Raw genomic sequence first — 11,519 nt, 5'->3', positions numbered from 1 at the left:
AAACCGGAATCTCACGGCATGATCCGCGAAGGCGGCAACCTCTGGCGGATCATGCCGTATTGGCGCATCCAAGGCGGCGGGATGCGCCTACAGCGCCGGACGTCTCTTCAGACGCATTACGGCCCTGTAATACTTTGAGTGCTGCATGTTAAATCGGCACCGATTTGAGGAAACGTGCAGCAGGATGGTCAATCGTGGCGCACCCCCCGGTAGAAGAGGTTCGCCCGGTTTCGGGACGCGCGCGTCAGATAGCTTCCCGGGTTGTCAAAGAAGGAGGAGGTCAAAGCCTCCTGCAGGTCTTCGCGTTTCAATCCCATGTCGAGCAACTGCCGGTCATCGAGATCTTGCAGACGTGCGATCTGGCAACGGTTTCGGAACAGGCGCCAGACAGCCGTCAGCACGCCGGTCACGCCTGCGGTGCGGGATGCGAGCGGCTGCTTTCCTGCAACGAGGTCGAGATTGAAGGCGTGTTGGGTCGTGCTCATGGCGGTACTCCTTTTTCAGGCACGAAGAAGCCCACCCCCTGCGGGGAGGTCATACGCAGGGGCAGGCCGGAAGTTTTAGGGTCAGCGATGAATTTCGCGGACAGGACTTGATGTGATTTGCACGCTATTAGTCGCAAATCCTTATTGATCAGTCCAACGAATGTTTTTAATGATATTCATCAAACAATCTTATGGGTATACGGCCATGTCAGCACCGCTCGATATCGACCAGTTGCAAACCTTCGTTGCCATTGCAGATACCGGTAGCTTTACCAAGGCTGCCGATCGTGTGTTCAAGACGCAATCGGCTGTGTCGATGCAGATGCGGCGTCTGGAAGAGCGGATCGGCAAGGCGCTTTTCATGAAGGACGGACGCGGCAACCGGCTGACCGTCGAAGGCGATAGACTCCTGAATTTCGCTCGCCGGATGATCCGCCTCAACAACGAGGCGATTGCCTCCTTCGACGACAACCGTCTCGAGGGTACGCTCAGGATCGGTACGCCGGACGACTATGCCGATCGCTACATGCCGGAGATCATCGTCCGTTTCGCCAAGACACATCCGAATGTCGAACTCTACATCGTCTGCGAACCCTCGGTCGACCTCGCCGAAAAAATGGCAAAGGGCGATCTCGACATCGCGCTCGTCACCCATAACCCAAGGGCAAGGGCTTCCGATGTTGTACGGACGGAACCGCTTTGCTGGGTGAGCTCCATCAACCATCCGCTGCCGGAAAACGCGCCGATCCCGCTTGCCGTGGGCCGGCGCGACTGTCAGTGGCGGCAGGCCGCCTGCGCGGCGCTCGACGCCACGGGCAAGGAATATCAGATCCTGTTCACGAGCTGGTCGTCGACCGTCGTCGCCGCGGCCGTGCTCGCCGGCATGGCGGTTTCGGTGTTGCCGGAATCGGCGCTGCGGCCCGGCATGAAGGTGCTGACGCAGGCCGATGGCTTCCCGGCGCTGGCGCCGGTGCAGATCGGTATCATGAAGCGCCCCGGCCTGTCGCCGTCGCTCTCCAACGCGATCACCAACCACATCACCGCCTGCCTCGACAACATCACGCCAATCACGGTCAATGACGACCTTGACGGCGACCTGAAGAGCTATCCGCGTTATCCGCGCCTCAGGCAGAGCCATATGCTGCCCGGCTGGTAAAAAGTGCGTCCAAAGTGAAGCCACGCCCGAGGCGTGGCTTTCTGCTTTGATTATCCGGCGGTATTTGCGGAGCCGCGACCACGAACCGCAGTCCGCTTGGAAAATCTCAGGCGAGTTTTGCCTTGAGGAATTCGACCGTCCGGCCCCAGGCGAGATCGGCCGCGGCCTTGTCGTAGCGGGCGGCCGACGTGTCATTGTTGAAGGCGTGGTTGACCCCGTCATAGACGTGAATCGTGGCGTCCTTGCCGTTCGCCGTCAGCGCCTTGCGATAATCTTCGATGCCGGCATTGATGCGTTCGTCGAGCCCGGCATAGTGCAGCAGCATTGCGGCCTTGATCTTCGATACATCCTCGGCCTTCGGCTGAGCCCCGTAATAGGCGACCCCGGCCTTGAGATCGGGCGAGTTGACGGCCAGGCGGTTGACGAGACCGCCGCCCCAGCAAAAACCGATGGCGCCGACATTCCCCGTGCTCGCTTCGTGCCCCTGCAGGAAAGTGACGGTTGCAACCGCGTTCTCGTTGGTTGCGGCGGCGTCAAGCGCGCCGATCATCTCGCGTGCCTTGTCCTCGTCGCTTGGCGTTCCGCCGTCGGGAGAAAGAAAGTCGGGCGCAAGCGCGACAAAACCTTCCAGCGCCATGCGGCGGGCAACGTCGCGGATATGCGGATTGAGACCGCGGTTTTCGTGGATGACAATCACCGCCGGCAGCTTGCCGGAGGCGTCGGCCGGACGGACGAGGTAACCTTTCATGTCACCATCACCGCCCGGATAGGTGATGTCCTCGCCCTTGATGCGCTGATCGGTCTCGGCGATCATCTCAGCCTTGGCACTGTTTGCAGCCAGCATCGGAGCAATCGCCGCAGCGGCCGCAGCGGAACCGGCCAACGCCGTCAGTGTCTCCATGAAACGGCGGCGGTCCAGTGTCAGGTGCGTATATTCGTCATAGGCATCGATCATCGCTTGGGTAATGACAGGTTCGTTCATTACGCCCTCCTTCGGCTATCCTCTCCGTAGGCGGTACCGGAAGGAAAGCCGCCCGGCGACAAGATAAGTCAACCGGCGCGCGCATGGCGTACAAAACTGCGTTACCGGCAGCACCGGATCGGGCGAAGCGGGGCGAAGAACCGCCCCGTCCCGTTTCACCGCCTAGCCGTTGAGATCGAGGACGATGCGGCCGTCGATCCTGCCCTCCTCCATGCACTCGAAGATGGCGTTGGTGTTCTCAAGCTTGTCCCAGGAAAAGTGGGCCGCGACCTTGCCCTCGCCCGCAAATTCCAGAGCCTCACCACAGCGGCTTTCATGGTCATATCAATCTCCTCCGATGCTTGACGTTGGCGCCAGCGCGGCCGGCAATCGCGCACATCCTCCTCTGCGGGGGCGCTGACGACGAAAGCTTAGCGGCAGAAAAAACCGCGGTTCCTTGACGCGCATCAGGGAGCGGCCATTCGGCGGGAATTCGTCGCAGATCTGAAACAGTCGCGCCGGCAAACAGCGATCAGCTGGTCGCCATCCAGACGCAGAGCCAACCCCACATCGCGAGGAGTGTCACGAAACCGGTGATGAAAAGCGGGCGGCGATAACGGAGACGGTTGCTGGTCACATGAACGGCGGCATGGACGTAGCGCAGAGCGACGAAGAGCCAGGCGAGACCGAGCGAGACAAGGTTGTCGGCTTCGGTGATGTAGAGCAGCACGCAGCAGATATGGAAGAGCACCGGCAACTCGAATTGGTTGGCGATGCTGTTGCGGACGACAAGGCTCTCGGCCGGCTCGTGGCGGTTTTCGCGGAACTGCGACGCCTCAACCTTGCCCGTTCGAACAAGCGAAACGCGACGCGCCGAGAGCAGCGCATAGAGCGCGAAAACCAGCAAAGCATGGGCGACCATCGGCCAGAAGATCTCGAAGCCTGTCATCGCTGCTCCGCGTCAAAGTATCGGATGGGAGTATCCGGGTGGAGTGGGACGCCGGACGGCGTCCCGTGGAAGATATCAGACGGCGCCCGGATAGTTCGGGCTCTCACGGGTGATCGTCACGTCGTGCGCGTGGCTCTCGCGAAGGCCGGCGCCGGAGATCCGCACGAAGGTCGCGCGCTCCTGATAATCCTTGATCGTCGCGCCGCCGACATAGCCCATGGAGGCCTTGAGACCGCCGGCGAGTTGATGCAGGACGCCCGCGACCGGCCCCTTGTAGGGGACTTGACCCTCGATGCCTTCCGGCACGAGCTTCAGCGTGTCGCGAACCTCGGCTTGGAAGTAGCGGTCGGCCGAACCACGCGCCATGGCGCCGACGGACCCCATGCCGCGATAGGCCTTGAAGGAACGACCCTGATAGAGGAAAACCTCGCCCGGGCTTTCGTCAGTGCCGGCAAGCAGCGAACCGATCATGACCGCGGAGGCGCCCGCCGCAATCGCCTTGGCGAGGTCGCCGGAGAACTTGATGCCGCCGTCGGCGATCACCGGGATAGCGGACGCCTGCGCAGCCTCGACCGCCGCCATGATGGCCGCAAGCTGCGGCACGCCCACGCCTGCGACAATGCGCGTGGTGCAGATGGAGCCGGGACCGATACCGACCTTGACGGCATCGGCACCGGCATCGATCAGCGCCTTGGTGCCGTCAGCCGTCGCGACATTGCCCGCCATGATGCGTACGGAGTTCGTCAGCTTCTTGATCCGGCCGACAGCATCGAGCACGCGCTGCGAATGGCCGTGCGCGGTGTCTACGACGATCAGGTCGACGCCGGCGTCGATCAGCCGCTCGGCACGCTCGAAGCCGTCGTCACCGACGCTGACGGCGGCGGCGGCGCGAAGCCGGCCCTGCGCGTCCTTCGACGCGTTGGGGTTCAGCTGCGACTTTTCGATATCCTTGACCGTGATCAGACCGACGCAACGGCCGTCCGGATCCACTACCAGAAGCTTCTCGATCCGATGCTTGTGGAGGAGACGCTTGGCTTCCTGCTGGTCGACGTTTTCCTTGACCGTGATCAGGTTTTCCCGGGTCATCAGTTCGTAGATCTTCTGAGCCGGATCGGAGGCGAAGCGGACGTCGCGATTGGTGAGAATGCCGACGAGGCGGCCCTGCTTCTGTCCGCCGCTGCCGCCGTTTTCAACGACCGGGATACCGGAAATGCCGTGCACCTTCATCAGGCTCAGCGCGTCTGCAAGCGTCGCATCCGGACCGATGGTGACCGGGTTGACGACCATGCCGCTCTCGAACTTTTTCACCTGCCGAACCTCTTCCGCCTGTTCGACGGGGGTCAGATTGCGGTGAATGACGCCGATGCCGCCGGCCTGAGCCATGGCGATCGCCAGGCGGCCTTCGGTGACCGTATCCATCGCGGAAGACAAAATCGGAAGGTTGAGATCGATATCCTGCGCGATGCGGGTCGAGATGTTCGTCTGGCCCGGCATGACCTCGGAATGTCCCGGCTGAAGCAGAACGTCGTCGAAGGTCAGGGCCTCCAGACCGGTTGCCGTTTCGATGATACGCGCCATGGCCAGTTCCTCTTCAATAAACGAAAATCCCCGGGGACGGTCAGCGATTTGTCCACCGGGTGACTTCAAAGCTTGTCTTGGAAGTTGGCGAGGGCTCGTAACACGGATATGTCAGAATGAAAATAGTCAAGGCCCGGAAATCTCCCGGGCCGCGGAAATTGTTGTTGCAGGGCAACATTTCTCTGCCGGTCAAATATCGAACTGATAGGTCGCCGGCACGAAGCGATAGCCAAGGTCGCTCCGCTCGACGAAGCCTACCGCCGGGAACGGCATGTGATAGCCGATGAAGGGCAGACGGTCCGTGGCGATCATGTCGAAGACCTTGCGCCGTGCAGCGGCCGCAGCCGCCTTGTCCATGTCGAAGCGAACGTCCCAATCGGGCCGTTGCAGCGACAGGACATAATGATTGGCCGTGTCCGCGGTCAGCATCAGCGCCTTATTGTCGGAATCGAGCCGGAACACCATGTGTCCCGGAGAGTGGCCGAAAGCGGCGAGGGCCGTGATGCCCGGCACCACTTCGGCACCATCGGCAATGAAGGTGGTCTTCTCCGCAAGCGGCACGACCTTTTCGAGCACGGCCTTGTGGCCGTTTTCGGCCGGCGTGCCGGCACGCGCCTCGTCCTTCCAGAAATCGTACTCGACCTGCCCGGCAACGTAGCGCGCGTTTGGAAAAGTCGGCTTGCCGGCGGTCATGAGACCACCGATGTGGTCGCCATGCATATGGGTGATCACCACCACCGAGACCTGTTCGGGCATGTAGCCGGCGGCTTTCAGTCCATCGACGAGCTTGCCGGTCCCCATTTCCCGGCCGGCCTCGCCAAGGCCGGTATCGAAGAGCACGACATCGGTTCCGGTATCGACGAGCGCCGGTGAAAAACCGTTGACGAAGCCGTCGGCGGGCAGGAAATTTTCCGTCAGCAGGGCGGAAACTGCGTCAGCCGGCTGATTGAGACCATAGGTCTCGTGCGGCTTTCCCGACATGCGCGTGCCATCGCTGATCACCGTGACCTTGGCGGCGCCGAGCTTGAGCGTCTTGAAGGCGGTGCCGTCCGTCGTTGCCGAGGTTTCCATCCTGTCTTGAGCCTTGGCGAAATGCGTCAACAAGGTCGGGGCCGCCAGGGCGCCCACTGCTCCCGTTCCGAACAGCGTTCGGCGCGTCAGCGAAAACGTCATCTTCTTCCCTCCATCCAGAAAGTGAGCCCATTGCCACGACGTGCCGTGGCAGGCAGGAAGTAGGGCTCCAAAGAAAAAGCACAGGCGGCATCACAGGCTTTTGATCTGCAATCGCTGGTTTGGTTTGCGCTTCGACCGCTTTCGTGTTTTTAGACGTCCAAAAAGGTCGCGCCTTGACCGACCGTAATTTCCTGAAATCGATTCCGCTTCCGGGAATTATGCTGTAGGCGATCATCGCCGCGCCATCCCCGCGCCACTCAGCCTAGGGCATTCCGCATGAATCGTGTCGTCCCGTTGATCCTCGCCGTGGCTCTCTTCATGGAGCAGATGGATTCAACGGTGATTTCGACATCACTGCCGGCGATCGCGCGCGATATCGGTGTCGGCCCGATCACATTGAAGCTGGCGCTGACGTCCTACATGGTGGCGCTCGCGATCTTCATACCGTTGAGCGGCTGGATGGCGGACCGCTTCGGTGCCAAGCGCATTTTCCGGGCGGCGATTCTCGTCTTCATCGTCGGCTCGGTGCTCTGCGCCATCTCGAACAGTCTGATCGCTTTCGTCCTCTCGCGCTTCCTGCAGGGCATGGGCGGCGCAATGATGACTCCGGTCGCTCGCCTCGTTCTGGTCCGCAGCGCCCCACGCAGTGAGCTGGTCTCGGCCATGGCCCTGCTGACGATCCCGGCACTCGTCGGACCGCTCGCCGGGCCGCCGCTCGGCGGCTTCATCACGACTTACTTTTCCTGGCACTGGATCTTCCTGATCAACGTGCCGGTCGGTATCGCCGGCTACGTGCTTTCCGGCCTCTACCTGCCCGAGATGGAGCGGCGAAACCCGCCGCCGGTCGACATTCTCGGCTTCCTGCTCGGCGGCATCGCCGCCTCGGGCATCGTCTTCGGCCTGTCGGTCATCAGCCTGCCGGCGCTGCCGCCGGCGATCGGCTTCGCATCCGTCTCGGCCGGCATCGCGGCCACGTTCCTCTACATCGTCCATGCCCGCCGGCATCCGGCGCCGGTGCTCGATCTGAAGCTCTTCAGGGACAGTGCGTTTCGCGCGGCCACGATCGGCGGCACGGTCTTTCGGATCTCGGTCGGCGCCGTTCCCTTCCTGATGCCGCTGATGCTGCAGATCGGCTTCGGCCTCAGCCCCTTCCAGTCGGGCCTGATCACCTTCATCGGTGCCGTCGGGGCCATCACCACCAAGTTCCTCGCCCGCCGCGTTCTGGCCTTTGCCGGCTTCCGCACCACGCTGATCATTGCCGCGATCATCGCCGCCCTGATGACTTTCGCCAACGGCTTCTTCACGCCGGCAACGCCCTATCTGGTCATGCTCTTCATTCTGCTGGTTGCCGGCTTCGCCCGTTCGTTCTTCTTCACGAGCGTCAACGCCCTCTCCTTCGCCGAAATCGAGGACGAAGATGCCAGCAAGGCGACGTCGATGAGTGCCGTGCTGCAGCAGATCAGCCTTGCCCTGGGGGTTGCCCTCGCAGGCGCGATCCTGGAGATCGAAACGGCGGTGAGCGGTCGCCCGCTGAGTCTCGAAGACTTCCAGATCGCCTTCATGATCATCGCCGCCGCCAATCTGCTGGCGGCAATTCCCTTCCTGCGGATGGCGAAGGACGCCGGCGCCTCCATCTCCGGACACCGCCTGCAGCTGCGTGAAGTCGAGACGACGGCCGGCAAATAGAGCGGCTAATTCGTTATTTCCGTCTGAATCCGGGCGTGGGCGGAAAACCGCTCATACTTGCCTCGCCCTCTCTATTCCGGCCGCTCGCAGACGGCCGACAGCTTGTTTCCGTCCGGATCGCGGACGTAAGCCGCATAGAAATTCGGATGAAATGGCCTTAGGCCGGGTGCGCCCTCGTCCGTGCCGCCATTCGCAAGTGCCGCCACGTAGAAAGCATCGACGGCGGCGCGGTTTTCCGCCTCGAGCGCGACCATGGAACCGTTGCCGATCGTCGCCGCCTTGCGGTTGAACGGCGTCACCACCCAGAGGCGGCAGCGGATATCGCTTTCGGCGCCGTAGCCGATTTCGACTTCGTCCTGCTTCCGGCGCGTTAGGCCAAGTGTTCCGAGCGTCTTGTCATAAAACGCGCCCGCCCGATCGAGGTCGTTCGTGCCGAGCGTCACGTAAAGCAGCATGTTCTACTCCGTTGCAGCGTCTTCCGCCGGTTCGCTGGGTTCTTCCGCGCGCCGACCCTTGAAGCTCTTGGCGAGCAGGAACATCTCGACCGATTCGGCGCGAGACGAGGCCGGCTTGACGTGGATGACCTGGCGGAAATTCTGCTTCAGCATGTTCAAAAGATCGCGTTCGGTGCCGCCCTGGAACGTCTTTGCCAGGAAGTGGCCGCCGGGCGCGAGTACATCGACGGCAAAATGGGCCGCGACCTCGCAAAGATGCATCGTGCGCAGGTGGTCGGTCTGGCGGTGGCCGGTCGTCGGCGCCGCCATGTCGGAGATGACGAGGTCGGGCGTTCCGCCGACCGCTTCCTTCAGCCTGTCGGGAGCCTCCGGATCGAGAAAATCCATTTGCAGGAAGCATACGCCGGGGATCGGGTCCATTTCGAGGAAGTCGATCGCTGCCACACGTGGATCGGCATCGGTCGAATTGGTCACCTTGGCGGCGATCTGCGACCAGCTGCCGGGCGCGGCGCCGAGATCGATGATGCGCCGGGCGCCGGCAAGAATCTTGTGCTTTTCGTCGATTTCGAGAAGCTTGAAGGCCGCCCGGGCGCGATAACCTTCGAGTTGAGCCCGCTGCACGTAAGGATCGTTGATATGGCGCTCGATCCAGCGGCGCGAAGAAGCCTTGAGCTTGCCCTTCTTCACCTTCTGGCCGAGCTTACGGCCGCTGCGGTTACCGCCGATCGGCGATTTCGTCATACCTTGTTCCCCTCATGGGCCCTGTTCCCCTGATGGGCCTTGTTCCCGTCGTGGGCCTTGTTACCTTCGTGCGCTTTGCTTCCTTCCTGGTTCGCCGTTCCGCCATTGAAGTTACGGTGCCGGCGCGGACGCGCGCGGCGCCAGGCGCCATCGTCAGCCATCATGTCCGTCAGCAGGCCTTCGCGCAGACCGCGATCGGCCACGCGCATGCGCGTCGAAGGCCAGCGGCGGCGGATTGCCTCGAGGATCGCGCAGCCGGCGAGCACCAGATCGGCGCGATCGGGCCCGATGCAGGGATTTGCGGCGCGTGCCTCGAAATCCCAGGAGAGCAGCCGGGACTGCATCGCCGAAACCTCGTCGTCGGAGAGCCACAGCCCATCCACCTTGCGCCGGTCGTACCGCGGCAGATCGAGATGAACGCCTGCAAGCGTCGTGACCGTTCCCGACGTTCCGATCAGATGAAAGCCGTTGCCCGATGCGCCGTTCGCCAAAGCCTCTACCGGAGGGCTGTCGAAGCGGGCGAGCATGCCCTCGACCTCGCGCACCATCTCCTCGAAGCTCTGCGGCGTCACATGCTCGCCGCCGTGGCGTTCGGAAAGGGTCACTACGCCGACGGGAAGCGACGTCCAATGGGTGATGTGATTGGCAAGCCGGCTCGACCGGTTGTCGCCGATACGGATGATGGCGATCTCCGACGAGCCGCCGCCGATATCGAAGAGGACGACGGACCGCGTCTCGCGATCGACCAGTGACGAGCAGCCGGAAACCGCCAGCCGCGCTTCCGTCTCGCGATCGATGATCTCCAGGTCGAGCCCGGTTTCCTCAGCCACGCGCTTCAAAAAGGTTTCGCCATTGGCGGCCGAGCGCGCAGCTTCCGTCGCGATCAGCCGACGGCGGCGGATCGAACGGGCATTGAGTTTCGCGGCACAAATCTTGAGTGCCTCGACGGACCGCTCCATTGCATCGTCCGAAAGGCGCCCGCTCGCTCCGAGCCCCTCGCCGAGCCGAACGATACGGGAGAACGCGTCGACGACCCTGAACTGGCCCGGCCGGGTCGGTTGCGCGACCAGGAGGCGGCAATTGTTGGTGCCGAGATCGAGGGCCGCGTAAAGCGGTGCCGGTGGTTCGCCCGCTGTAACAAAGGGAGCGCGGAGATTTTCCGGCCGAGATGCCTGTGCCGACTGCGAAGCCGCGGCGGTCTCGGCACCGCGCTGATCGCCCGGTCGCTCGGTGACATGCGCTTTGCCGTTCGACGCCAGCGGCCGCCCCTGAAGCCCGCGCCGATGCCGCGCCTTCTTGCTGCGCTTGTGGCCCTTCTTGTCGGGAATCGCCGCATCGACAAGCTCGACGCTTCCACCGGAACCGGCGGTCGCTGTCTGGCCCTGCGGTCTTGCTGCTTTCGAGCGTCGGCGCCGTTTGCGCTTGCGCGCCGGCTCCGCCACTTCCAGTCCTGCGGGACGCCCTGCTTCTCCGGCCTGGCCGGATTGGCTGGCAACTGCAGACGGCGAGCCGGACGGCCTGCGCCGTCTCCGCTTGCCTTTTCCGCCGCGCGGCACATGCTTGTGCCCCTCGCCACGGTCTGCTGCCGACGCCCCGTTCTCAGACGGCCTTGCGCCGTGATCGGGGTCTCTCACTTGTCTCAACCATCGCGCCGGGCGAAGACCTTTCGGCCGCTCAAGGCGCTCTCTCGATTTTACGTTGCGGCGACTGTACCAGCGCCGTCCCTTTTCGCCAAACCTTTTTTGACGCTGCCGCAAGACCGATAAACTGAACCGCCACCGACGTTTGCGGGCGCGTGATTCACCCCTTTCCACGTCCTGCCCGCCGCTATCGCGTGGAAAAGCATGGCTGGCCACAGGCCAGTCGCATTTTTTTGCCAAAAGGTATTTGCATCGGGCGTTCTTTTGTTTATAAGCCCGCCACACCGACGCGGCGGCCACGCCCAGCCAGCGATCCTTGGGGAATAGGTTAACGGTAGACCAGCGGACTCTGACTCCGTTAGTCCTGGTTCGAATCCAGGTTCCCCAGCCAATTCTCGCTAAACCTTTTATTTCCTTGATTTTTCAGTCTTGCCGGATCCCGTTTTGGGACCATTGGCGACCTAATGCCCAGAACTGATGCCTACACGCGATGCACCCTTTCGCAGTAGCAGGCTGCCATGAGCCGGGGCAAAGGGCGCTCGCGAGCGAACTCGTCGCTCACGTCGATGCGACCAGGTTCTTGTCTGTCAAGGGTACGACGGGGCGCACGTTCTGTTTGCTGACTTCGGATCATGCCCGCCCGTGCCGGGATCCAAATTCCTGCCGGCCACACACATAGACAATGCTCTCCGTAG

General features: G+C 62.6%; 9 protein-coding genes, 1 tRNA gene and 2 pseudogenes. 3 read left to right on the top strand and 9 right to left on the bottom strand.

From position 1 onward, the window contains the following. Positions 1 to 188: 188 nt before the first annotated feature. Entirely contained in the window at positions 189 to 485 is a 297-nt protein-coding gene (locus QN224_RS03530; protein WP_283975549.1) for a DUF1127 domain-containing protein, read from the bottom strand. 205 nt (positions 486 to 690) lie between these two features. Here QN224_RS03530 and QN224_RS03525 point away from each other — a divergent pair, with 205 nt between their 5' ends. Beyond that, the gene (locus tag QN224_RS03525; RefSeq protein WP_173510747.1) at positions 691 to 1,641 is read left to right on the top strand and encodes a LysR substrate-binding domain-containing protein; all 951 of its coding nucleotides are present in this window, start codon (positions 691 to 693) and stop codon (positions 1,639 to 1,641) included. A 106-nt stretch (positions 1,642 to 1,747) separates the two neighbouring features. Here QN224_RS03525 and QN224_RS03520 read toward each other — a convergent pair whose 3' ends face one another. From QN224_RS03520 to QN224_RS03500, 5 genes and pseudogenes are all read right to left on the bottom strand, one after another. Continuing rightward, positions 1,748 to 2,623 (bottom strand): dienelactone hydrolase family protein, encoded by an 876-nt coding sequence (locus QN224_RS03520; protein ID WP_283975548.1) that lies wholly within the window; start codon positions 2,621 to 2,623, stop codon positions 1,748 to 1,750. A 162-nt stretch (positions 2,624 to 2,785) separates the two neighbouring features. Next, positions 2,786 to 2,923: pseudogene (locus QN224_RS03515) on the bottom strand (zinc-dependent alcohol dehydrogenase); the annotation flags it as partial. A 211-nt stretch (positions 2,924 to 3,134) separates the two neighbouring features. Further along, positions 3,135 to 3,551: an MAPEG family protein gene (locus QN224_RS03510; RefSeq protein ID WP_283975547.1), complete on the bottom strand. Its 417-nt coding sequence runs from the start codon at positions 3,549 to 3,551 to the stop codon at positions 3,135 to 3,137. A 75-nt stretch (positions 3,552 to 3,626) separates the two neighbouring features. Continuing rightward, positions 3,627 to 5,129: an IMP dehydrogenase gene (guaB, locus tag QN224_RS03505; protein WP_283975546.1), complete on the bottom strand. Its 1,503-nt coding sequence runs from the start codon at positions 5,127 to 5,129 to the stop codon at positions 3,627 to 3,629. A 189-nt stretch (positions 5,130 to 5,318) separates the two neighbouring features. Next, positions 5,319 to 6,302 carry an MBL fold metallo-hydrolase gene (locus tag QN224_RS03500; RefSeq protein WP_283975545.1) on the bottom strand — a complete coding sequence of 328 codons (984 nt, stop codon included), beginning with the start codon at positions 6,300 to 6,302 and terminating at the stop codon, positions 5,319 to 5,321. Between the two features lie 240 nt (positions 6,303 to 6,542). Here QN224_RS03500 and QN224_RS03495 point away from each other — a divergent pair. Then, a pseudogene (locus tag QN224_RS03495) lies at positions 6,543 to 7,988 on the top strand (DHA2 family efflux MFS transporter permease subunit); the annotation flags it as partial. Positions 7,989 to 8,059: 71 nt separating this feature from the next. Here the strand turns inward: QN224_RS03495 and QN224_RS03490 are convergent. Genes QN224_RS03490 through QN224_RS03480 form a run of 3 tightly spaced genes read right to left on the bottom strand, consistent with a single transcriptional unit; the run spans position 8,060 to position 10,818 of the window. Next, the gene (locus QN224_RS03490; RefSeq protein ID WP_283975544.1) at positions 8,060 to 8,443 is read right to left on the bottom strand and encodes a VOC family protein; all 384 of its coding nucleotides are present in this window, start codon (positions 8,441 to 8,443) and stop codon (positions 8,060 to 8,062) included. A 3-nt stretch (positions 8,444 to 8,446) separates the two neighbouring features. Continuing rightward, the gene (locus QN224_RS03485) at positions 8,447 to 9,184 is read right to left on the bottom strand and encodes an RlmE family RNA methyltransferase (RefSeq protein WP_283975543.1); all 738 of its coding nucleotides are present in this window, start codon (positions 9,182 to 9,184) and stop codon (positions 8,447 to 8,449) included. After that, positions 9,181 to 10,818, bottom strand: coding sequence for a Ppx/GppA phosphatase family protein (locus QN224_RS03480; RefSeq protein WP_283975542.1), 1,638 nt, complete (start codon positions 10,816 to 10,818; stop codon positions 9,181 to 9,183). Before QN224_RS03480 ends, QN224_RS03485 begins: the two co-directional genes overlap by 4 nt. 323 nt (positions 10,819 to 11,141) lie before the next feature. Here QN224_RS03480 and QN224_RS03475 point away from each other — a divergent pair. Then, positions 11,142 to 11,215, top strand: a tRNA-Gln gene (locus QN224_RS03475). Positions 11,216 to 11,519: the final 304 nt, after the last annotated feature.

The organism is Sinorhizobium sp. 7-81, assembly GCF_030124405.1.
GTDB lineage: Bacteria > Pseudomonadota > Alphaproteobacteria > Rhizobiales > Rhizobiaceae > Sinorhizobium > Sinorhizobium psoraleae.
Note: the sequence above shows the minus strand (reverse complement) of the source record. Positions and strands in the feature narration are given on the sequence as shown.